The 22,821-nt window shown below is 60.6% G+C and carries 15 protein-coding genes; 5 read left to right on the top strand and 10 right to left on the bottom strand.

From position 1 onward, the window contains the following. Positions 1-3 precede the first annotated feature (3 nt). Positions 4-3,795: an AsmA family protein gene (locus tag CLV41_RS22585; protein ID WP_103224735.1), complete on the bottom strand. Its 3,792-nt coding sequence runs from the start codon at positions 3,793-3,795 to the stop codon at positions 4-6. A gap of 170 nt (positions 3,796-3,965) precedes the next feature. Then, positions 3,966-5,381: an FAD-binding oxidoreductase gene (locus CLV41_RS22590; RefSeq protein ID WP_235867225.1), complete on the bottom strand. Its 1,416-nt coding sequence runs from the start codon at positions 5,379-5,381 to the stop codon at positions 3,966-3,968. Positions 5,382-5,516: 135 nt separating this feature from the next. Between CLV41_RS22590 and CLV41_RS22595 the strand changes: the two genes are divergently transcribed. Then, positions 5,517-6,005 carry a thioesterase family protein gene (locus tag CLV41_RS22595; RefSeq protein ID WP_103224797.1) on the top strand — a complete coding sequence of 163 codons (489 nt, stop codon included), beginning with the start codon at positions 5,517-5,519 and terminating at the stop codon, positions 6,003-6,005. Positions 6,006-6,155: 150 nt separating this feature from the next. After that, entirely contained in the window at positions 6,156-7,799 is a 1,644-nt protein-coding gene (locus CLV41_RS22600; RefSeq protein ID WP_103224737.1) for a chloride channel protein, read from the top strand. A 352-nt stretch (positions 7,800-8,151) separates the two neighbouring features. On the opposite strand, the gene CLV41_RS22610 is transcribed toward CLV41_RS22600, so the two are convergent. From CLV41_RS22610 to CLV41_RS22620, 3 genes are all read right to left on the bottom strand, one after another. Beyond that, positions 8,152-9,408 (bottom strand): IS701 family transposase, encoded by a 1,257-nt coding sequence (locus CLV41_RS22610; protein WP_103224739.1) that lies wholly within the window; start codon positions 9,406-9,408, stop codon positions 8,152-8,154. Positions 9,409-9,509: 101 nt separating this feature from the next. Next, positions 9,510-10,547, bottom strand: coding sequence for a phytanoyl-CoA dioxygenase family protein (locus CLV41_RS22615; protein WP_103224740.1), 1,038 nt, complete (start codon positions 10,545-10,547; stop codon positions 9,510-9,512). A 77-nt stretch (positions 10,548-10,624) separates the two neighbouring features. After that, positions 10,625-12,439, bottom strand: coding sequence for an aminopeptidase P family protein (locus tag CLV41_RS22620; protein WP_103224741.1), 1,815 nt, complete (start codon positions 12,437-12,439; stop codon positions 10,625-10,627). Between the two features lie 250 nt (positions 12,440-12,689). On the opposite strand from CLV41_RS22620, the gene CLV41_RS22625 reads away from it, so the two are divergent. After that, positions 12,690-12,896, top strand: a complete 207-nt coding sequence (locus CLV41_RS22625; protein WP_208987688.1) for a hypothetical protein — start codon at positions 12,690-12,692, stop codon at positions 12,894-12,896. A gap of 274 nt (positions 12,897-13,170) precedes the next feature. On the opposite strand, the gene CLV41_RS22630 is transcribed toward CLV41_RS22625, so the two are convergent. Further along, a complete protein-coding gene (locus CLV41_RS22630) occupies positions 13,171-14,061 on the bottom strand; it encodes a 50S ribosomal protein L11 methyltransferase (protein WP_103224798.1) in 891 nt (296 codons plus the stop codon). A 144-nt stretch (positions 14,062-14,205) separates the two neighbouring features. On the opposite strand from CLV41_RS22630, the gene CLV41_RS22635 reads away from it, so the two are divergent. Beyond that, entirely contained in the window at positions 14,206-14,769 is a 564-nt protein-coding gene (locus tag CLV41_RS22635; protein WP_103224743.1) for a tetratricopeptide repeat protein, read from the top strand. 47 nt (positions 14,770-14,816) lie between these two features. Here the strand turns inward: CLV41_RS22635 and CLV41_RS22640 are convergent, their stop codons facing one another. Further along, positions 14,817-16,145, bottom strand: coding sequence for an ATP-binding protein (locus tag CLV41_RS22640; protein ID WP_103224744.1), 1,329 nt, complete (start codon positions 16,143-16,145; stop codon positions 14,817-14,819). Continuing rightward, complete coding sequence (locus CLV41_RS22645) at positions 16,138-16,866, bottom strand: response regulator (RefSeq protein ID WP_103224799.1); 729 nt, start codon at positions 16,864-16,866, stop codon at positions 16,138-16,140. The genes CLV41_RS22640 and CLV41_RS22645 overlap by 8 nt, the downstream gene beginning before the upstream one ends. A 189-nt stretch (positions 16,867-17,055) precedes the next feature. Here CLV41_RS22645 and CLV41_RS22650 point away from each other — a divergent pair, with 189 nt between their 5' ends. Continuing rightward, positions 17,056-17,547 carry a hypothetical protein gene (locus CLV41_RS22650; protein WP_146048627.1) on the top strand — a complete coding sequence of 164 codons (492 nt, stop codon included), beginning with the start codon at positions 17,056-17,058 and terminating at the stop codon, positions 17,545-17,547. Between the two features lie 166 nt (positions 17,548-17,713). Here CLV41_RS22650 and CLV41_RS22655 read toward each other — a convergent pair whose 3' ends face one another. Then, the gene (locus tag CLV41_RS22655) at positions 17,714-20,143 is read right to left on the bottom strand and encodes a DUF3553 domain-containing protein (RefSeq protein ID WP_103224746.1); all 2,430 of its coding nucleotides are present in this window, start codon (positions 20,141-20,143) and stop codon (positions 17,714-17,716) included. Positions 20,144-20,536: 393 nt separating this feature from the next. Beyond that, positions 20,537-22,594, bottom strand: coding sequence for a methyl-accepting chemotaxis protein (locus tag CLV41_RS22660; RefSeq protein WP_103224747.1), 2,058 nt, complete (start codon positions 22,592-22,594; stop codon positions 20,537-20,539). Positions 22,595-22,821: the final 227 nt, after the last annotated feature.

Consider the following 22,821-nt stretch of genomic DNA (forward strand, 5'->3'; position numbering starts at 1 on the left):
ACCCTACCGAGGTGCGCCCGGCAGGACCAGCGGTCCGCCGACATCCCGTGTCAGCAGATCCTCGATGGAAATCGGCGGATCGAGCGGCGGCAGGCTGCCGCCCGGCTTCGCGCCAGGTGCCACCCGGGCTGGTTCAGCATCCTGGATAAGCGCGCGGATGCGTTCCGTCAAAGGCACCGAACCGGTGTGGCCGGATTGCTCCTGTTCCCGGGGCTCCGCACTGCCTTGTCTCGGCAACGCCGTGTTTTCCTTCTCCGAAGCCCCGCCCTGGCTGTCCCCGGAGGGTGTGTCTTCAAGCCGCAGCAGTCGTTCTTCCTCCGCGGCTTTTGCGGCGGCCTGACGCTCCCTGCGCGCCTGCTCTTCCCGCTGATGCTTGAGTTCACGCGCCAGCCGGTCGCGCTCGAGGATTTCAGCCTGCAGCTTTTCCACCTTCTCGACTTGCTGCTCGAAGGCGCGCAGGGTCAGATACGCGGTGAAGGGAGTTATATCGACCCGCCGCACGGGCGCTTCGACAGGACCTTCGAAGAGCAACCCCACCTGGGGCTCCGCACCTGTAACCGCGTCTTCACCCGGATCGACCTTGACCGAAAAATCGGCATCCAGGTCATAGGTTCCCAGATCGACTTCCGCGGATCCAAAGATTTCCGCCTTGCCTGAATCGACCACCACATTACGGGCGCTCAAACGTCCGCCAACAAGCGCCAGCGTGCCGTCCACCCGGTTGAAGGGCAGATTTCCGGCAGCCATGTGGCTGACAAATATCTCGCGGATCTTCTCGTCCTGAAGATCGAGCCCGGAATCGACCGCCCGCGTGACAAGCTGGAAAGCCTGCGGATTTACCCCTCTGAAATCGCCGTTCTCCATCGAGAAGGTTCCGCCGCCGCTGAGACCGGTGACAATCGCTGAAATCGAACGGCCCGCCCCCTCGAATTCAAGAAAAAGATCAAGCGTTCCGGAGGCAACCGCCCGGCTGTCCGGCCGCCAGACGAGCTGGCGCAGATCGGCGCCATCCAGCTTCACCCGGCCGGATGCGGCCGCTTCGGCATCGGAGCGGCGCAGCGACAGGCTGGCCTCCAGCGAGCCGCCCGCGAACACACCATTGAGCCCGTCAAGACGCAGGAGCGTCGGCGTAATCCGTAATTGCGCGCGGGCATTCGCTATTTCCGTCTCGTCATCGACAAGAAGCCGGTCCGCCAGAAAATCGAAGCTCAGATCCACACCGTCCGGAAGCGGCGAGCCGAAGGAAGCGGAGGGCCAGTTGCTGGTGCCGTCGCCAAGGGAGAACCACTGGTCCGGACCCAGAATGAGTTCGCTCAAACTGCGCAGATCCGCCTGGGAAACGCTGAGATCTCCCGAAAAACGCCGGTTGCGTTCTCCCGGAGCCGGTTGAAGGTCGCCTTCCAGACTGCCCTCGAACGAGGTATCCCCGACCTGCCCGGAGGCATTCGTGACCTTTAGGACACTGCCGGCACCTTCCAGATCGACGGTCACCTCGGCTGGAAGTGTTCCCGACATGACGGGAAGAACACGGCCGGCCATCAGGGCAAGAGGAGTGAGGTCCCGCGTTTTCGCGGCCACCGTCATCCGGTACTGCGGCTCGCTCCCCTCTTTCAAGGTGACCGTCCCCTTCGCACCGAGCTCCGACTTGCCGACGGAAGTTTCAATCTCAAGGGCGAGGCCCTCGGCCGGAACGCCCTTGGCGACGACACTGAGCTTGCCGCCATTGTCCGCATCGATGGGAATTACGTTAAAGCCGAGTTGCTGCAGCAGCTTGCCGCCGTCCGGCCCCTGAAGCCCCAGCGCAAGATCGATCCCGGCGCTGCGCCAATCGTCGACACGCCCCTTAAACTCTGCCCTGACGGTAGCATCCGCCCCGCCGGCGGAGCCTTCCAGGCTGAGCGTCATTTCCGTGCCGTCACCGGCAGCCGCGGCTGTCAGGTTCGCATCGAATTTTGCCGGCACAAGGCTCGCAGCGGCTCTTTCCAGACGTTCGACAAAGACGGTCTGCGGGAAAAGCCCGCCCGCCAGCGCGACCAGACCAGACAGGTCCCGGGCATCAAGCGTTCCGGAGACCGCGCCTTCGGGCGCGGAAAACAGGTTTTGGATCGCGCCCCGCACGTCCAGCCGCGCGCCCGCCAGATCTTCGGCAAACAACCGGTCGATCCGGACACCGCCGTCGGAATATTCCGCTTCCAGGGCGAGGCCTTCTCCCTCCACTCCCCTCGCCGTCACCTGCCTGGCGCGCAAACGCACGGACACGTCGAGACCGGTCGGATCTTCAGGGTTTCCGGCAGCGGAACTTTCCGGCCGGATCAGCGCGGCAAGGTTCTCGACCTGGTCCAGATCCAGCCTGTCCGCGTCAAGACTGAGGGAAAACACGGCATTTCCCGAGCGTGGTTTGCGGTAGGAAAGACCGCCGCGCGCTTCCGCGCCGGCCAGCGTCAGGCGAAGATTGTCCAGGGCTGCGCCTTCCGGAAGCAGATTGAGCCGCCCTTCCAGCGAGATCGGGTCCAGAGCCTTGACACCGGTATCCTTCTGCTTCCACCAGCTCAGGAAAGACCCCGGCTGGTCGGAGCTGATCGAGACCGCCCCCCGGTAGGTCAGCGACGGCTCGAGCCCCAGGTCACCCTGAGTGGCGACCGTTGTACGCCCCGGCAAGCGCCCGGCCAGGCGCGCGACCCGCCAGCCGCCAAGCATTGTTTCCAGATCAAGGCGCACATTCTGAATAATTCCGCCGCCCGCCACGACCGCCGGAACATCCATCGAGATCGCACCGTCGATAGGCGGCAGCGGCACGGCCCTGAGCGCGGCGATCAGTTGTTCGCCTGCCGCATCAAGGTCGACAGGTTCCTGAGGGCCGCCCCCGAGCAGCCGGTCGAGGTCAACCTGCTTTGACTGCGCGCGGATTTCGAAACGCTTTTTACCGGCATAGACCAGATCGCCGTTGCCGGTAAGGCTGAGCCGCCGGTCTTCCGGACCATAGCGGAATTCAAATGCCGGTACCGCAACCTCGGCGATATCCGCCGTAAACTGGCCTTGCGCGGTCCAGCCGGGCTCATCGGTCTCCTCCAGGGAGACGGAGGCAATGTTGAAGTCGCCTTCAAAGGTGGGCGCGGCGTCCGATTGGTTCAGCGAGCCGTCGAAGGCAAAATTCACAGGCATGTCGGTTGGCGTGACTTCGCCCTTGATCCGAAGCCCCGTATCGTCCTGTGCCCTGCCCGTCGCCAGGCTGATATTATAGGGCGACCCTTCGATGGAGAGGCTGCCGGCGGCCTTGAACGGCCCGGAGAGCGAGCGGGCACTGACGGAAAGATTGCCGTTGTCGACCCGGTGGATCTCTCCGGAACGCGCGTCGACAATCGACAAGGCGCCGTTGCGTATCGAGACCTTTTCAAAAGCGACATCGTCGGGCGGCAGTTTTGCCAGCGCACCATCCGACGTCATGGCGGTCAGCCAGTCGAGTCGACCGTCTTCATCCAGAGACAGGGAAAGTTGCGGCCGGTCCAGTTCCATGTCGATGACACGGATCTCGCCCTTCAGAAGAGGTGGCAGCTCGATCCGCATGTTGAACTGGGAGACCACCAGAAGCGGGTCCTCGGCTTCTCCGACACGGACATCGGAGAAACTGATGGACGGCGCTGGCAAAAGCCTGAGATCGGCTTCGCCGAGCACCGTCACCCGGTGGCCCAGAACCCGTTCCGCGTAGCTTTCGAATGTCGACCGGTAAACCGTCCAGTCGATAAAGAACGGTCCCACCAGCGCCGTGACCAGCACCAGTATGACGGCTATTCCCACAGTGATATAGACGGAGTTCAGGCCTTGTCTCCTTGTTCTCCAAAGTCACCGGAAACCTTACCGGTCAGGTGTACCCGATCCCTGCTGCAGTGCAAACACGGTTTCGGCAAAATCCGCCGGAGAAACACCCGCTGAACAAATCGCGCTTTTCGAACTGATTCGATACAATATCATGACTGCGGCAGGATCTTGCCCGGATTCATGATATTGCCCGGATCGAGCGCCTGCTTGATGGCGCCCATGACTTCAAGCGCATCGCCGTGTTCCCGGCGCAGATATTTCCTTTTGCCCTGACCCACACCGTGCTCTCCGGTGCATGTCCCGTCCATCTCGATGGCCCTGAGGGCCAGCCGTTCGACGAAGGCTTCCGTCCTGCGGATTTCTTCCGGCTTGTCCAGATCGACCAGGATCTGAACATGGAAATTGCCGTCGCCGACATGGCCGACGATCGGGGCAAGAAAGCCTTCCCTTGCGATGTCTTCCACGGTTTCGCTGACGCATTCCGCCAGCCGGGAAATCGGCACGCAGACATCCGTCACCATGATTTGCGCTTCCGGCTTCAGGGTTTTTCCCGCCCAGTAGGCATCGTGGCGGGCGGTCCAGAGCTTCGTCCGCTCCTCGGCGACCGTTGCCCAGTTGAACGGGCCACCTCCAAATTCCTCGGCAATCTGGGAAAACATTTCGGACTGTTCCCGCACGCCGGCTTCCGAACCGTGGAACTCCAGGAACAGGGTCGGCGTTTCGGCAAGGTCAAGCTTTGAATAGGTATTGCAGGCCCTCACCTGCAGAGCGTCCAGAAGTTCGATCCGCGCGACGGGAATGCCCATCTGGATGGTTGAAATCACCGCCTTGCAGGCCGAATTGACATCCGGGAACGGGCAGACACCTCCGGAAATTGCCTCCGGCTGACCGTGCAAGCGCAAGGTCAGTTCCGTGATGACGCCGAGCGTTCCTTCCGACCCGACGAAAAGCCGCGTCAGGTCGTATCCGGCAGAGGATTTCTTCGCCCGGCCACCGGTCCTGATGATCCGACCGTCGGCGGTTACGACCGTGAGCGCGAGCACCGCGTCTTTCATGGTACCGTAGCGCACCGCGTTTGTGCCGGAGGCCCGGGTCGCGGCCATGCCGCCGAGGCTGGCATCCGCCCCCGGGTCGATCGGGAAAAACAGGCCGGTGTCCCTGAGATGGCTGTTGAGCTGCTTGCGGGTCACCCCCGCCTCCACCCGGCAGTCAAGGTCTTCCGCATGCACCTCCAGAACGCTGTTCATTCTCGACAGGTCGAGCGAGACCCCGCCGAACGGCGCATTCACATGGCCCTCCAGCGAGGATCCCGTTCCAAACGGAATGACCGGCACCTTGCGCGCGGCGCAAAGACGCACCGTTTCCGCCACCTCTTCCGTGCTCTCGGCAAAGACCACCGCGTCAGGCGGCTGATTCTTCAGCCAGGTCGTCGTGTGTCCGTGCTGTTCGCGCAGGGCCGCGGACGTTGCGCATCGCTCGCCGAATCGGTCCTTCAGTTCGGCGATCGCCTGCGCGGTATTGCGGGTCTGGTCGGCGGTTAGCGGCGCATCTTGTGCGCGTGCCATTTCCGGCATGTTTTTTCCTCCTGTCGCGCGGTTCTGGCCACGCTGTGAAAACCGAATATGTTAGCGGACACGGAAAAGGTCAAAGTCAAATCCGGCGATAAGGGTACGGTCATGAAAATGAATGAAGAGAACGGAATGACACTAGCCGGAGAGGCCAAACCGCTTCAAAGCGCGGTCATGACCGTCAAGGACGACTGGATCGATTATAACGGTCACCTGAACATGGCCTATTACAACGTCCTGTTCGACACGGCGCTCGACCAGGTCTTCGAGCAGCTAGGCCTTGGCCCCGACTATGTGAAAACCCGCAACGCCTCCTTTTTCACCGCCGAGGTGCATGTCTGCTACTTGCAGGAACTGAGCGCGGGCATGCCGGTCACCGTTTCCGTGCAGCTCATCGGTTTCGATGCCAAGCGCGCTCACATCTATCAGGAACTGCGTCACGCGGAGGAAGGCTGGCTGTCCGCCACGTCCGAGCAGATGAGTCTCCACGTTGATATGGAAGCCCGCAAAGTCGTCCCCTGGCCGGACGACATCCGCGCCAATCTCGCCGCGCTGCTCAGCGGGCATGGGTGCCTTCCCCGGCCGGAACGGGTTGGAAGACGCATCGAAATACCGCGATAATGCGGAATCGACCGCGGCACGCGGCGCATGGGCGAGAAAAAAGTGAGTGATTTCCGAATGAAAACAGGCGGGCAGGCCTGTTCATTGGCGCCGACTCGGGCACAATGAGAGCCGATCACATATACGCCCCGCACAAAGCACCCGTGACTGATGCGCAAAATAATAGAAACCGCCGCTCAGCTCCCAGATATTCTCATCAGCTGGATTACGCCCAACGTGCGCCAGTTCCGTGCCGGCCGCATGCAACTGGTCTGGGTGCTCGCCGTTTTCGTCGGCGCGCTGGTGGCTCTCGCCGCGATCGCCTTCAGAACGGCAATCGGACTCATCCAGTGGCCCTGGCTGCGCACGACCACCGAACTGACCATGCAGGCCGCGGCAAACCAGCCCTGGTGGGTCATATTGCTCGCCCCGGCCGTCGGCGGCCTGATCGTGGGCTGGATATTGCACAAATTCCACCCCAATCAGCGCGCCGGCGCTGTCGCCGACGTGATCGAGGCAAGAGTTCATGGCGGGCGCGGCCTGCCGCTTGGCGCCGGCCTGTGGTCGGCCCTGGTGACGGCGATCTCGCTGGGCAGCGGCGCAAGCGCCGGCCGCGAAGGGCCGGTGGTGCATCTGGGCGCCACGCTCGGCGCCGCCATCTGCCGCTTCTTCCGACTGCCGGACACCTCCCGCCGCATTCTTATTGCCAGCGCCGTCGCAAGCGGCGTTTCAGCGTCCTTCAACGCTCCGATCGCAGGCGTGCTTTTTGCTCACGAGGTTGTCCTCGGTCACTATGCGGTCTCCGCTTTCGTACCGATCGTGCTTGCCTCGGTGATGGGAACGCTTCTGTCGCGCCTCTGGTTCGGCGATGTCGCCGCCTTCGTGATCCCGCAGTATGAGATCACCTCCTATCTCGAAATACCTGCCTTCGCGCTGTTGGGGCTCACCTGCGCAGCGGTGGCGATCCTCTTCCAGTTCGCCCTGATCGGCACCGACTGGACTGCCCGCAACATCACCATGCCCCTGTGGCTGCGGCCCGTCATCGGCGGCCTCGTGGTCGGGACCATCGGTATCTTTTTCCCGGGCATTCTGGGTGTCGGCTATGACGCCACCGATATGGCCCTGAAACACGAACTGACCATCACCACGATGCTTTCCCTGCTGGTGGTCAAGGCGGCCGCCACCTCGATCACGCTGGCCTCACGCTTCGGTGGCGGGATATTTTCACCGTCCCTTTACCTCGGCGCCATGACCGGTGGCGCTTTTGGACTTATAGCCGCGTCCGCCTTCCCGGAAATGGCTTCCAGCCACGGTCTATATGCAATTCTGGGCATGGGGGCCGTCGCCGCGGCCGTCCTCGGCGCCCCCTTCTCCACCACTGTGATCGTGTTCGAATTGACCGGCGGATATGCGCTTTCCATCGCCCTTCTGCTTGCGGTTTCGATCGCCACCGGCCTGACCCAGGCCGTTCACGGCAAGTCCTACTTCCACTGGCAGCTCGGCATGCGTGGCTGTTTCGTGAACGAAGGAGTGCATCAGGTCCTGAGCGAGACCGTCAAGGTCGGCGAATTCATGGATCCGCCGCCGGAAGCGGAAGAAGATCGGGTCTTCAATCCGGGCGAGGACGGTCCCTATCTGCACGACACCGACACCTTGGAAAGCGCGCTGAAAAGCTTCGATTCCTGCGGCAAGGCATCTTTACCGGTGGTCCGCAAGGGCGATGCCGGGCGCATAATCGGTGTCGCCCGACATGTCCGGGGGCTGCGCTACTTCAACGCCGCCCTGATCAAGGCCACCAAGGAGGAGCACCGCTAGGATCTGTGGACAATAAGGATTTGGTCGAGGTTTGGATGCAAAACGCCCAGTTCAAGAAGCAAGGTCGCAGGAAGGGTGTTCCCTTTCAAGACATTGGGACGCCGAAATGGGCGTTTTGCGCCAAATCTCTTCGAGACGCGGCGGATTTCGGTCCCGACTGCGTCGGAAAGTCCTTGTGGTGGACGGCACCACTGCGGACTTTCCTCCTGTTCGGACACCGAAATCCGGCTCGCGCCGCGACCCAAACCTAATTGTCCACAGACCCTAGCACTACTTTGGCAGAAGTGTAGGCGGTCTGGTGAGGCCGCATCCACAGTGAGGACAATGGCCTGGCGGTGAGCGAGACAAACGGTCAAGAATGGCTTGTCGCACCGCTGGCAGGCTGGGTTGTGGCGGCGGGCCGAGGACTCTTTTTTTTCCGTCCCGCCTGGGCGATCCGGCGACTTTGCAGAAAGGCGTAGGCCATCATCGTCATCAAGGCGTGGCGGTGGAGCCCGGTCCAGGATCGGCCCTCGAAGTGATCCAGTCCCAGTTCCTCCTTGAGTTGCTGATGGGCTTGTTCGCAGATCCAGCGCGCCTTGATCGCGCCAGCCAGAGCCTTGATCGGGGTGTCTGCAGGCAGGTTCGAGAGATAGTATTTGCGCTCGCCGTTCGAGCGATGTTCGCCCACCAGCCAGGCTTCCTCCCCCGGCATATGCTGGGCTCCGGCAGAGCCGATCCGCTGGGGTGCTCCGTCGGCGATGCGTACGCGTACGGCAGTAAAGCGCGCGGTTAGGCTCCCCTTCGTTCCCTTGCGCCAGCTGACCTGTCGCCACTTAACGTCTTCAAGCATGGCGTGCGCGGCCCTGGACTTGACGTCCGGCACGTGCCGCACACGTGGTCGACCGCGCCCTGCCACCGGGAAGATCAACTGCACGTCGGCCGGGTAGACCTTTTGGTGCCGGGGGATGCCAACGGCCCAGCAAAGCCCCCGCGCGCTCAGTGCTTGCCGGAACGGAGCGGACAGCCCGTAACCGGCATCGGCCAGCACGCAGCCAAAGCGCACCCCGGAAGCGATAACACGGTCGATCTCCTCAATCGCGATCTCGGGCTTCGTGCGGTATTCCTGCAAGAGCGCAGGCACGCCAGCCTTGTCCATTCGCGCAGCATCGCTCGTCCAGCTTTCCGGCAGGAACAGCCGCAAGCTCAGCATGACCGGAACTTCGCCCGACGCCAGTGTCACTGATACCAGCGTCTGGCAGTTCGCGTTCTTGCCCAAAGCCGTCGCGTCCTGGGGCGCGACACCAACCGACGCCTTGCCCTTCTTCGGCAGCGCGGTGTCGTCGATGATCAGCCAGGATTCATCACCGCCAACCAACTCGTCGGCCTGCTGCCACAAGGTCGCTTCCAGCGGGGCGCTGTCCCACAGGCCTGCCCCGATGAAGTGATGCAATCGGTCATAAGGGATAGCGTGCGAGCGGGCCGCCATGGGCTGGATACTCTTGCGATCACCTGGCCCAATCAGACCGGCGATGTAGGCCGGACACATCCGGCGCCGCGTCTTGTTGCCAAGACCTTCCAGATACGGGACAAGCCACCGCTCCAGATCCGCCTGCCAGTCCTCGTTCATCACCAGCCTCCGTCAAAGCTGGCTCCCCATGAATCACGCATCGCGCCTCAAGGGAATCCTAAAAATCACACTTCTGCCAAAGTAGTGCTAGAAAGCGTGTCTCAGAATTTCGGCGGTTCCGTTGCCAGGACTTTGCCCGCATAACGGTGGGAAACCGGCCGGCCCTTCAGGCGGGTGGCCAGATCCTTCTGAGCGACGAACAGTCTTGCCTGCCGGCCGCGCAGGCCGGGAAGATCGAAAGGATCCAGACCGGTCCAGGGTACAAACGGATTCCGGCGCAAAGACCCGTAAATTCCGACCCTGACGGAAGGCCGCTCACTCGGCGCACGCGCATGGAACCCGTGCGTATCCGCGACGACGAGCGTGTTGCCCGGCACCGCGAACCGGAGGGGCTCGGGATAATTCAGAGCGCCAAGCTCGTCCGCGCGCAGCCGGAAGGACCCGCGAGCATGCAGGCGGTCCTTGTTCGTCGCCGCCGTCAGGCTCTGCTCGCGTTCCCACGCCAGACGTTCCGCCGTCAGCCGGTGCGACCCCGGAATGTAGGTGAACGGACCTTCGGCATCGTCAATATCGTACAGAAAGAACCATGCCTTGGCGGTCGGGTGAAATGTGTCCGAATGAAACGCCGTCTGGGGATCCGCTCTCTTGCCGCCCTTTGGGTCGGTCATGACGATATGCAGATAAACCAGCGGATCTCCGTTGGTAGAGGCAACATAGCGCAAACCGTTCTGAAAGGGTTTGCTCCAGACGAAATCGCGCAGATACGGCAGGTTCCTCAGCACCTTGGGCGGCAGGGGAATGAAGCGCGTCACCGCGTTTCCCTGACGCATGTCCCAGGAATCGAAACGGGTTGTCGCGATTTCGGCCCGCAGGCCCTCAAGATCGCTCTCGGCCAGCAGGCCGCGCTTTTGAATGAAGCCATCCTGTGCGTAGGCCGCCCGGTCTTCCTCCGCGACAAGATGCGCCAGCCTGCGCCGCCGCGCGTCGGCCATGCGCTCGGCCAGATCGATCCGCTTGACGTGCAATCCCGCCTCGTTCAGCCGGCGGCTGCCGATCAGCGGATTGTCGCAAAAGGATTTCGCGCCCGTTGCCAGTTCCGCGGCGTAAAAAGGTGTTTTGAGAAAATCGGCTGTGCGCATTACCAGAAGCTCAATTCAAAATCGTGCGATAGATCAATTCAGAGGAACGAGACCGCTCAGAATCTGTTTCGTAGAAACTAGACTGCTTTGGTTGCCCGTTCCAGCCAGATGCGCTCTTTTGCCCCGACAAGCGGCCCGATTTCTTCCCGCACTTTCTCATGATAGCGGTTCAACCAGTCCCGTTCCGCCGGCGTCAGCAAGGACAGCTCGACCAGACGCAAATCCATTGGAACAAGGGTCAGCGTTTCAAAGCCGAGCATGGGGCGTTCGCCTCCGGGAATGTCTGCGGCTTCGGTGACCACCTCCAGATTTTCCAGCCGGATGCCGTATTCCCCGGCCGGATAATATCCCGGTTCGTTGGAGAGGATCATGCCCGGTTTCAGCGGCACCGTTCCTGTCTTGGCAATGCGCTGCGGCCCTTCATGGACGCCAAGATAAGCGCCGACACCGTGGCCGGTTCCGTGGTCATAATCGAACCCGGCATTCCAGAGCGCGATGCGCGCCAGCGTATCGAGCTGAGCACCTGTCGTTCCCTTCGGAAACCTGGCGGAGGAGATCGCGATATGTCCCTTCAGCACCAGGGTGAAATGCCTCTTCATGTCCGCGCTTGTCTCGCCGACGGCGAGGGTGCGCGTGATGTCCGTGGTGCCGTCTTCATACTGGGCACCTGAATCGATCAGGAACGGCTTTCCGACCGGAATTTTCAGGTTGCTGGCCCGGCTGACGCGATAATGACAAATCGCGCCATTCGGTCCCGCTCCGGAAATCGTGTCGAAGGAAATGTCCTTCAGGACACCCGTCGCGCGGCGGAACTCTTCCAGTTTTTCCGTTGCTCCGATTTCATCAAGCTCCCCCTTCGGAGCTTCCTCGTCAAACCAGCACAGAAAGTTCACGAACACCGCGGCATCCCTGATATGCGCCACGCGGGCGCCATTCAGCTCAACCTCGTTCTTTATCGCCTTGGGCAGAAGAACCGGGTCCTGGGCCTCGACCAGCGCGCCCCCCGCTGCCGTGATCGCCTCAGCGATACCGATCCCCGCCAGACCGGGATCGAGCATGACATTCGCACCGGCCATGCCGAGCGCGCTCAGACCGTTCTTGAAATCCTCGGGTTCCACCAGCTCCGACAAATCCGCCAGAGCGTCGCGCACCGAGTTGGAAAGCTTGCGTCCGTCGATATAAAGCGATGGCTTGCCTTGCGCGGGCACCGTCGCGAAGGAAAGCGGTAGCGGCGTATGGCTGACATCGGAACCACGGATGTTGAACAGCCAGGCAATCGAATCCGGCTGCGTCAGAACGCAGGCATCTGCCTTCTTGTCCGCGAGCGCTGACTGGATCTGCGCAATCTTGTCCCGTGCCGCCTTGCCCGCCAGTTCGACCGGATAGAGCGACACCTGACCGACCGGCGGTTCCGGGCGGTCCTCCCATATACTGTCGATCGGATTGTCGTCCAGCGTGACCAGTTCGGCTCCCGCCTGCGCGCAGATCTCCTTCAGACGCCGGACCTCACGCACCGTGTGAAGCATTGCATCGACACCAAGTTTATGACCCGGCTGCAGCCGCTCTGCCAGCCAGTCCGTCACCGGTTCATCGATCAGATGCCGTGCCGGGAATATGTCCAGGTCCACCTGCTCGCGCACCTGGATCGTGTAACGGCCGTCGACAAAGATCGCCGCGGCGTCACCGAGGACCGCGGCCACGCCCGCCGATCCGGTAAAACCGGTCAGCCATTGCAGGCGGCAATCATGCGGGGGCACATATTCGCTCTGATGGGCATCGGCACGCGGGATCAGGAAGCCGTCAAGGCCGCGGCGGGAAAGTTCGGCCCTGAGAAGGGCCGCATGCGGCGCTCCGCAGGAGGGATCGCTGAGATCGTCGAAGGTCTGAAACATGGCCGAACGGTAATTTGGCCTGCGCCGGGGATCAAGCCGGATAATTATTCCTGAATTGCCGTCTCAACAGAAAGACGGCAACAACTCTTCGCAATGCAGCATTTTCTTTTCGCATATGCGAAATGCGCAGGGCTGACATGCGCTTGCAGGCCTACCGCCCCGGGAAACGAATCTGCATATATGTGTCAACAAGACAAAAAAGACGTTTCTCCCTAGGGAAGCTCTTAAACTTCAAATGGGAAAGATCACTATGAGCATCGCAACCACGACTTCGACCCGTATCGGCGGAAACAGCTTCATGCGCCGCGCACTTGACCGCATGATCGAAGCACGCACCATCCAGGCGCGCCGCTATGTCAACGGATATCTGCTCTCACTTGACGACGCGACCCTGGCCGCCCACGGCTATGACCGCAAGCAGCTTGAGCGCGAAGGCTCAGCCAGCGGCGGATTCTAAGCTCCGGAATTGGGGCTCGGGACGCTCGATTGAAACGACTGTGCACTTAAAAGGGCCTGCCGATTGTTCGGCAGGCCCTTTGCTTTGTGAAATCAACGGCTTCCAGGATTTCGATGAATCACCACCCGATTTCCGGAGCTGATATGCCTACCTGGGGCCGCAAACACGGCTGCAAAGCCAATTTCTCTTAAAGTTTCAGTTCAATCCGTTTTCATGTGACTCAATATGAAAACGGAAAAAGCTTGCGATTTTAGGGTGTTAGAGAACTTCTCACTCAAGCGTTCTTTCGTCCGCGCACCAGGGTCAGCGTCAGCCAGCCATCCTTTTCCCGGCGCCGGTCCAGCACGAAGCCCTGGCAGCCATAGGCGAACAGGATCCGGGGACCGTCCTCCATTCTGAGCCCGGACAGCACCAGCGTTGCGGTCCGCGTCATATGCCCACCGACGGATTTCGCCATTTTCATCAGCGGCCTCGCCAGAATATTGGCGATCACCAGATCGAACGGCCCGTAGTGCCGGAACCGGCGGTCTTCCATGCCGTTTGCCGTGAACCCCCGCACCAGATGCGCCGCGCCGTTGAGCCGCGCATTTTCCAGCGCCGTCATGGTTGCGACGGGATCGATATCCGTTGCCAGAACGCTCTGCTTCGCTTTCAGCGCCGCCGCGATCGCCAGCACACCCGTACCGGTGCCGAGATCGAGAATGCTGTCATAGTCTCTCAGGGACAGCAACCGGTCGATTTCCTCCAGACAGCCTGCCGTGGTGCCGTGATGTCCGGTGCCGAAGGCCAGCGCGGCTTCAATTTCAAGGCCGATCGCACCTGCCGGCACCTTGGTCCGGTCATGACCGCCATGAACGAAAAATCTTCCGGCCCTGACGGGTTTCAACCCTTCGAGGCTCTTTGCGACCCAGTTGATATCCGGCAGCTCTTCCGCCTCCAGCGGCGCGGCGAAGGCATCCGCACCGACCCGGTCGCGCACTGTTGCGGCAGCCTCTTGCGGCTCCATGTCGAACAGCAGGATTTCCGCCGACCAGGTCTTCCCGTCCGCCGAATCCTCGTAAATCGCCACCGGATTGCCGTCGTCCTCGAAAGCGCGCTCCAGGATTTCGGAGATCCGTTTGGCTTCCAGTTCCGCGGCTGTGATCCGCACCCGGATGGTTTTCATGCCCATTCGCGCCTTTGGTAAAGTTGGGTCGAGGCCAGCGGTATAGCCGCAAGCCCGCGGAGATGCCAGAGCCACCAAAGCCGCTCAACACTGGCCAAATCGGCATTGCGCTCCATTTTTCTCAAAAAGGAGAGGAGAAGATCGATGATTGTTGCGAAGCTGCGCTCCGGCATAACGCAAACATTATGCGTTCTGGCGGTGGTTCTTGTCTGTATGCCGGGTCAGGCTGCTCCGTCCGGCGCTCAATCCGAACAGGATGCCCTGTTCGAAGCATTGAAGACCGCGCCGAACGAAGCTGAGGCCCGTAAGATTGAGGATGACATCTGGTATTCCTGGCTGGACGCGGCTCCCACACCGGAGATCCGCTCCCGGATCGACACCGCCATGCAGCGGCGCGGCGTTTATGATTTTCAGGGAGCCAGGGACCTGCTCGACGAGGTCGTCGCGGAAGCTCCGGACTATTCCGAAGGCTGGAACCAGCGGGCCTTCATCCTGTTTCTCCAGGGCGATTACGAGGCGAGCCTGATAGACATAGAACGCGCCCTGAAACTGGAGCCCCGCCACTTCGGGGCCCTTTCCGGCAAAGCGATGATTTTCATGACCATGGGGCGTGTGAAGCTGGGTCAGGAAGCTCTCCGGAAGGCTGTCGAAATTCATCCGTTTCTGAAGGAACGCACCATGCTGTTACCCGAGGAAACGGAACTTTGATCCGTATCTCGCACCGCGCAAATCAGGTCAGGTTACGGATCCAGAGCCTAACCGGCGGGAAACTCCAGCCTGACCGTCAGCCCGCCGCCTTCCGTGTCGCGAAGCTCCAGAGTGCCGGAGGCCGCTTCCACGATGGCCTTGCTGATCGCCAGTCCAAGGCCAAATCCCGTGCCCTCGCGGATCTGGCGCGCTGCGTCACCGCGTTCGAAGGGTTCCAGCAGCCGCGCGCGGTCCAGCTCGGGTATTCCCTGCCCGTGATCGATGACGTCGATCCTGATACGGTCCCCCGCTCTGGAGGCCTCGATTTCGGCACCGGAAGCATACTTGATTGAATTGTCGATCAGATCGGACAGGGCACGCTCGAGCTCGAGCCCCCGCGCCATCACCGCAAGATTTCCCTCATAGCCGGTTTTGACCGGCCGGCCGGTATCGCCGTATTTGTCGGAAATCGATTGCAGAAAGCTGGGAACGTCGATGCGCTGAACCGGTTCGGCGCTCGCCCCGTCGCGCAGGAAGGTCAGCGCAGAGGTGATCTGCTGGTCCATGATATCGAGATCTTCAAGACTCCGGTCCCGGATCTCGCTTTCCTCCAGCAGATCGAGCCGCAGGCGCAGACGCGTCAAAGGGGTACGCAGGTCATGGCTGATCGCGGCCAGCATCCGGGTCCGTTTTTCGAGTATTTCGTTTATCCGCAACTGCATGCGGTTAAAGGCCTGAGCGGCGGTACGTACCTCCCTGGGGCCGTATTCACGAATAGGAACGGGGCTTGTCGAGGTTTTCCCGAAGGAACCGGCGGAGTCTGCGAGCTCGGTCAACGGTCCGAGCAGGCCCCGGGCCGCCCAGACCATCAATCCCCACACGGTAACCGCCAAAAATCCCACAAACAGATACAGCAGTATCTGGAATACCGGCGGTGGCGGACCGCTATTCCCCCATTCGGCACTTAGAAGGGTGCCGTCCCGCAGGCGAAAATAAAGAACCGGCGGCGCATCGACACCCTGTTCGCGCGGTCCTACGACATGTTCCAGGCGCATTCCGAACAGTGTTTCGCCGGTGACGAACGGACCGAAGCGAGTGCTTTCGCCGGTAACGCCGAACGCCGCCAGGACCTTGTCATCGACCGGCCTGATGATGAGGTCGGGAACTTCACGCCTGAGGTCAGCAAGCACGTCGCCGCGCTCCTGCACCGGCGTCTCATTCAGTTTCGAGACGGCGACACTGACGAAATGGCTTTCCATGATCCACCCGTCGCTGTCGAAGGCCTGCTTCACGAAGTAACTGGCTATCCCTCCGGCAAGGACCATGAGCAGACTGGCAAGCACCATCAGCATCAGTATCTGATGCTGCATGGTGTCGGGCCAGATGCGTTTAATCATCTGATTTTTCACGGCTGACCGGCGCGACAAATTCGTAACCGCCGGACCGGACCGTCCTGATGAACTGGTAGGGAGCTCCCGCCGCTTCGAACTTTGCCCGCAAGCGACTGACAAGTATGTCGATATTCCGCCCGTTGGAAACACCGAACTGGCCGAGCGTCAGTTCGACGAGCTGATCTCTGTTCAGAACGCGGCCACTGCGTTCCGCCAGCGCCTGCAGCAGGTTGAACTCGGCCGGCGTCAAGGAAATCATCGCTTTCTCCGTGTTGACCAGGCGGCGGGCCTTGCAATCCATTTCCCAGCCTTCGAAGCGCAGGATGCCCGTCGCCAATGGAGAGGCCATTCCGCCCAACTCGACCCTGCGAAACAGGGCCTTAACACGCGCTGTCAGTTCGCGCGGGTTGAAGGGCTTGGGCAAATAATCGTCCGCGCCGATCTCCAGCCCGATGACCCGATCGATATCCTCATTTTTCGCGGAAACGATGATGATCGGAATCGGGCTGGCGGCGCGCAGACGGCGGCATATACTGATGCCGTCCTCTCCCGGCAACATGATGTCGAGCAGCAGCAGGTCTATTCTGTCACTCGCCAGAACACGGTCCATTTCGCCGCTGTTCCGCGCCAGGGTGACCTTGAAATCGCTTGAAACCAGATGCCGTTTGATCAGCAGCCCGATCTCGGAATCATCCTCGACGACAAGTATGTGGGACGATCTTTGCATGAGCGGACCATATGCCTGAACGGACGGAAAATTCATCCGAAAATTTGTAAAACATGTTTCTGGATGTTTCTGGGAAAACCCGCGGAAATACACCGAAATCAAGGCTTCCAAGGGTTAAGACCACGTTAACAATTGACCTCGCACGGTGCCCGGAGCAACGGCCGGATGGCCCATTCAAGGAGCAGTTTCATGATGTCAATTGGCTCAATGCCCGCAATGTCACCGCCAACGTCACCACGGGACCAGATCGTCAGCAAGCTGGACGAACAGGTCGAAGCAGGCGAAATCACTTCCGAAGATCAGGACGCCATGCTGGACGCCCTGGACACCATTCATGCCGAACGCATGGAGGCCGGGGCACCGGACTTCAGCGCCGGCCCTCCTTCAAAGGAGGAAATGCAGGCGAATTTCGAATCCATGCTGGCCGATCAGGTCGAATCCGGCACACTTGACCAGGAGCAGGCAGACCAGCTGGCCGAGATGTTCGAAAGCGGTGAACTCGGTGGCCGCGCCGAAGGTGGTCCCCCTCCGCCTCCCGGAGGGGCCCAGCAGGGCAGCGATCCTTTGGAAGAGCTGATGGCCACTCTTCTGGAAACCCTGCAAAGCGATTCCGGCTATGACGGCTCGGGCGAACAATCTTCTTCCAGCGTGGCGTCCATGCTGGCGGATTTCAAAGTCTGAACTGACTACGCCTGCTCTTCCCACTGCCAAGGAGCAGGCGTTGTTTCCTGAAGACCTGCAATACGCGCCCATCCATTCAGCGTCTGCATGTGTTTCGGGAGACCAGCCGGCCACCCTCGCCTGGTGGCCGGTTTTTTCGTCCCATTCCGGCCGGAAACGGAACCGGTCAATGCCGTTCGACGAAACTGTCGATGACCTTCTTGAGGCCTGCCTTTTCAAAATCGATGGTCAGTTTATTGCCTTCGATGGACTGGATGGCTCCGTAGCCGAACTTGATGTGGAACACCCGTTCACCGACGGAAAAATCCGATGGGCTATCGCTGACGGATCTCGCGACCAAATCCCCTTCGATGGTGAGCGGCCCCTGCCGTTTCGTCCGCGCGGACTGATAGCCGCGTCCGCCTTCCTTGAACCCGTCCGAGGATTGCCGCGCCCGCTGCGCCCTTTGCCAGCCGGGTGTCGAATAGCTGCCCGTATCGAAAGGATCGTGGCTGTCAAAGCGCGAGGGCCCGTAACCGCCGCCGCCATAGCCGCCGTAGTTTGATGACGGTTCGGCGATCTCCACATGATCCGGCGGCAGCTCGTCCAGAAACCGGGACGGGACGGTCGACTGCCAGAGGCCGTGAATGCGCCGGTTCGAGGCGAAATAGAGTTTCACGCGCTTTTTCGCCCGCGTGATGCCCACATAGGCGAGCCGCCGCTCCTCCTCCAGTCCGGCGCGCCCGCTCTCGTCGAGCGCGCGCTGGTGCGGAAACAGCCCCTCTTCCCAGCCGGGCAGAAAGACGGTGTCGAATTCCAGTCCCTTGGCGGAGTGGAGCGTCATGATGGAGACGGCGTCGGAACTGTCCGCGCTGTCCCGGTCCATGACCAGTGCGATATGTTCGAGGAACCCGGCCAGGGATTCAAATTCATCCATCGAGCGGATGAGCTCTTTCAGGTTGTCGAGCCGCCCGGGCGCTTCCGCCGAGCGGTCCATGCGCCACATTTCCGTATAGCCGCTTTCATCCAGAATGATTTCGGCCAACTCCGTATGTTTGATCTGCTCGAGCTGGCGCCGCCAGCGCTCGAAATTGTCGAGCACGGTTTTCAGGGCGTTGCGCGGCTTGGGCTTCAATTCTTCGGTATCGATCAACTGGCCGGCCGCCTGCATCAGCGGTATGCGTTCGGCCCTCGCCAGCCCGTGCACCAGTTTCAGCGTGGCATCGCCGAGACCGCGCTTGGGTGTGTTGACGATCCGTTCAAAGGCGAGATCGTCCGACGGCTGCATGACACAGCGGAAATAGGCCATGGCATCGCGGATTTCCATGCGTTCATAAAAGCGCGGTCCGCCGATAACCCGGTAGTTGAGCCCGAGTGTGACAAAACGTTCCTCGAATTCGCGCATCTGGAAGGACGCGCGCACCAGCACGGCCATCTCGTTCAGGGAATGGTCCTTGCTCTGCAGCGCCTCGATTTCCTCTCCGACCGTGCGGGCCTCCTCCTGGGAATCCCAGACGGAGGCAACCGAGACCAGATCATGGTCCGGTTCGTTGAAATCCGTGAACAGCGTCTTGCCGAGCCGGCCTTCATTGAAGGCGATCAGATGAGAGGCAGCGGCCAGAATATGGCTGGTGGACCGGTAATTGCGCTCAAGCCGGATGACTTCCGCACCCTTGAAGTCCTGTTCGAAGCGCAGGATGTTGTCGACTTCGGCGCCGCGCCAGCCATAGATCGACTGGTCGTCGTCGCCCACGCAACACACATTGGGATTGCCCTGGGCGAGCAGCCGCAGCCATAGATACTGCGCGATGTTGGTATCCTGGTATTCGTCCACCAGCATGTAGCGGAAGCGGCGCTGATATTCGGCCAGCACGTCCGCACGCGTCTTGAAAATCGTGATGACATGCAGCAGCAGATCGCCGAAATCCGCGGCATTCAGGATCGACAGGCGGTCCTGGTATTCCTCGTAGAGCTTGCGGCCCTTTCCGTTGGCGAAGGCCCGCGCCTCGCCCTCGGGCACCTGATCGGGTGTCAGGGCCCGGTTCTTCCAGCCGTCCAGCATTCCCGCGAAGACCTTCGCGGTCCAACGCTTGTCGTCCAGCCCCTCGGCCTGGATGATCTGCTTGATCAGGCGGATCTGGTCGTCCGTATCGAGAATTGAAAAACTGGACTTGAGCCCCACCAGTTCGGCATGTTTGCGCAGGATCTTGACGCAGATGGAGTGGAATGTGCCGAGCCAGGCCATGCCCTCCACATTGCCGCCGACGAAAACCGCGATGCGCTCCTTCATTTCCCGGGCGGCCTTGTTGGTGAAGGTCACCGCCAGGATTTGCGACGGCTGCGCCCGGCCGGTTGCCAGAATATGCGCGATCCTGGTGGTCAGGACCCGCGTCTTGCCGGTGCCGGCCCCCGCAAGCACAAGCAGCGGTCCTTCGGTGGTTTCCACGGCCTGGCGCTGCTCCGGGTTCAATCCGGTCAGATAATCCGGTGCCCGCCGCGCTGCCATGGCCCGGGCCGCGATCCCGCCTTCCGTCCTCGCAGGCACGGGCGCACGCGCCGCACCATCCGGCTGAAAGGGATCGTCAAATGGATCGTCATACCCGTCCGGGTCTGCCATGGTTTACTGGTCCGGTTTTCTGCTTGAGCTCTTTTGAGAACAATATAGCAACAAAACGGCCGTGGCGAGACGTTATCCAGGGATCTGATGGGGACAAGACAAGGGTTTTGGATCTTCTATAGGTTCCAAAGACATCCCGCGTTCGAACGAATGCCCGCCAGATGCTCCAACACCTTCAATTCGATCAATTTGTTCGATTTCACATAACTGCATATGACTTGAAGCGCAGCAACGTCAGGTCCGAGCCGAATTCAGGCCCCGGCAGAAAGGGATTCCGACACGCAGATTTTTTCGCATTTTCCATGCAAAGGAAAATTCAGGACAAAAAATGCCCGGGGGACAATTCCCCCGGACATATTGGTACATCCATTTGGTATCGTGAAACCTTCCGGATTACGCCGCCTTGTCTTCACGAACCTCGCCGAGGAACAGGCTGACCGCCTGGGAAAGATCGGCGGCCACAAGGCCGAGCTGTTCGGCGGAGTGGCTCATGGCCTGGGACTGGTCGCGGGTCTGGTCGATCGAGCCGGAGACGCCGGCCACATTCGACGCAGCCGCGGCTGCGCCATCGGATGCCAGAGTGATGCTTTGGGTGATCTCGCTGGTCGCGGCGCTCTGTTCGTCAACGGACGTGGAAATGGTTTCCGAGACCGAGCGCACTTCCTGGATGCGCTCGACGATCGACCGGATGGCCGCCACCGACTTCTGGGTCGAATTCTGAACCCCGGTGATCTGGCTGGCGATTTCATCCGTCGCATTCGCAGTCTGGGTGGAAAGTTCTTTCACTTCCGCCGCCACGACCGCGAACCCCTTGCCGGATTCACCCGCCCGGGCGGCCTCGATGGTCGCGTTCAGCGCCAGAAGATTGGTCTGTTCCGCAATGGCGCGGATGATTTCCACCACTTCACCGATCTTGTCAGCCGTCTCCGCCAGAAGCGAGATATCGCGGTCCGCCGCCTCGGCGGTCTCGGCGGCGGCGGCCGAAATTTCCATAGCTGTAGACGCTTGCCGCGAAATCTCTCCGATGGAAGCGGAAAGCTCGGCGGCAGCTGACGCAACCGTCTGCACATTGGTTGTTGCCTGCCCGGTGGCCGCATCCGCCGCCTTGGCGCTTTCGTCGGCATGCATGGCGATTTTTACCATCTCGCCGGCGCTGGTCCTCATACCATCGGTTTCCGAGGAAAGCTGCTCCTGGATCGTGGACACCGCGACCTCGAAATTGTGAATGGCGTTTTCAAGCTGTTCCCTACGCTGGCGGCGCTGTAAGCGGCCGGTTTCAGCTTCTTTCTCCAACGCGCCCTGGTGAGAGAGCTTCTCACGGAAGATTTCAGATGCCCGTGCAATATCTCCGATTTCATCCGGACGGTCGGTATCCGTGATCGCAACATCCAGATTGCCGTCGACAAGGTTGGAGATGCTGTCCCGCTGCCGGCCCAGGGTCCGGGTAATCGAAAGCACCTGCCAGCCGGCCAGGGCAAATGTCGCAACAAGGAAGATGACAGCAACGACTGAAAGCCAGAACACCTCCCGAGCAATCCCTCCGACATCCTTGTCGGCGGCCGCTTCGGCCCTGTGAATGAGTTCATCGGAAAACTTCTTCATGAGGTCCAGCCGCTTCGTTGCCGTGGCAAACCAGACCGATCCGTCAAGTCCTTCTGAATCCAGTGTCTGTGGAAGACTATGGATCAGGTCGCGCCAGGCAAGTGTCTGAGCGACGTCGGGTCCAGTGACTTGATCCTTCCACATGGATTTCTGTTCGGCGGTCGCAACGGACCCGAATTCCTTCAGGAAGGCCTTCTCCCCGCCGAAGTAGGTGATGACCGACCTGTAGGTCTCGGAATCGACCTTCCCGGTGGCATTGAAATCATTCAGCAGCGCCGCACCGGTGGCCCGTTCCAGGCCGCCGGCCTCCATTGCCTCGACAATCGTCAGGTAGGGCAGCAGCTCCGCGGTGATTTCTTTCGAGGGGCTCACCTCGGTGGTGATACCCACAACATGGATCAGCTCATCCACTTCGTGCGTGTAGGTCTTCAGGACATCCTTGACCTGGATTGTCCTGGCATCCATGGCGTCCCGGACCCCTGAAACCTTATGCACTTCCTCGGCGACATGCTGTAGGTCCTTCAGGAGTTTCTTGTCGCTGAGCGAAAGGGACGCCAGATGGCCATCGAACACCTTGAGCGCCGCGTCAGTATCGGATCGTTGCGCATCAAGCCTGGAGCCAATGGCGGTGTCGTAGTCCGACCTGATGAGAGAGACACTTATGCCGCGTTCTTTTTGAAGCTCATGCGCCAGATTGCCGGCATCTTCGGCAATCCTGGTCATCGGCCGCATGTAGGAATGATTCGAGAGCTCGACCGCCTTTTCATACACACTGAGCGTTGCGAACCCTGCAAGGCCCATAATCGGTACGCCTGCAAGCAGTGCGATTTGTAGCTTGATACGTTTCATGGGCGGCTTCTCTCCAGAACTAGATTTTGTTCTAAACTGCAGGAAATCCATTACTTGAATTTTAACGACGGCGCTGAACTTGACATTCAACGACATAAATTCCGCATTTGGCCAAGAAAAACAAAATGGAGTAGTAAATATTACCAATAAAGATTCGTCGAATAAATTACACACATACTCACGAGCGAATCGACAGCGAGAAAAATACTTAGGTAAACAAGACAACT

Origin of the sequence: Roseibium marinum (assembly GCF_002906165.1) — a bacterium.
GTDB lineage: Bacteria > Pseudomonadota > Alphaproteobacteria > Rhizobiales > Stappiaceae > Roseibium > Roseibium marinum.

Coding starts and splice junctions, on each gene's coding strand:
- CLV41_RS22590 (WP_235867225.1), bottom strand. CDS start 5,381: ATGGCACGCGCACAAGATGCGCCGCTAACCGCCGACCAGACCCGCAAT.
- CLV41_RS22595 (WP_103224797.1), top strand. CDS start 5,517: ATGACACTAGCCGGAGAGGCCAAACCGCTTCAAAGCGCGGTCATGACC.
- CLV41_RS22600 (WP_103224737.1), top strand. CDS start 6,156: ATGCGCAAAATAATAGAAACCGCCGCTCAGCTCCCAGATATTCTCATC.
- CLV41_RS22610 (WP_103224739.1), bottom strand. CDS start 9,408: ATGAACGAGGACTGGCAGGCGGATCTGGAGCGGTGGCTTGTCCCGTAT.
- CLV41_RS22615 (WP_103224740.1), bottom strand. CDS start 10,547: ATGCGCACAGCCGATTTTCTCAAAACACCTTTTTACGCCGCGGAACTG.
- CLV41_RS22620 (WP_103224741.1), bottom strand. CDS start 12,439: ATGTTTCAGACCTTCGACGATCTCAGCGATCCCTCCTGCGGAGCGCCG.
- CLV41_RS22625 (WP_208987688.1), top strand. CDS start 12,690: ATGAGCATCGCAACCACGACTTCGACCCGTATCGGCGGAAACAGCTTC.
- CLV41_RS22630 (WP_103224798.1), bottom strand. CDS start 14,061: ATGAAAACCATCCGGGTGCGGATCACAGCCGCGGAACTGGAAGCCAAA.
- CLV41_RS22635 (WP_103224743.1), top strand. CDS start 14,206: ATGATTGTTGCGAAGCTGCGCTCCGGCATAACGCAAACATTATGCGTT.
- CLV41_RS22640 (WP_103224744.1), bottom strand. CDS start 16,145: ATGATTAAACGCATCTGGCCCGACACCATGCAGCATCAGATACTGATG.
- CLV41_RS22645 (WP_103224799.1), bottom strand. CDS start 16,866: ATGCAAAGATCGTCCCACATACTTGTCGTCGAGGATGATTCCGAGATC.
- CLV41_RS22650 (WP_146048627.1), top strand. CDS start 17,056: ATGATGTCAATTGGCTCAATGCCCGCAATGTCACCGCCAACGTCACCA.
- CLV41_RS22655 (WP_103224746.1), bottom strand. CDS start 20,143: ATGGCAGACCCGGACGGGTATGACGATCCATTTGACGATCCCTTTCAG.
- CLV41_RS22660 (WP_103224747.1), bottom strand. CDS start 22,594: ATGAAACGTATCAAGCTACAAATCGCACTGCTTGCAGGCGTACCGATT.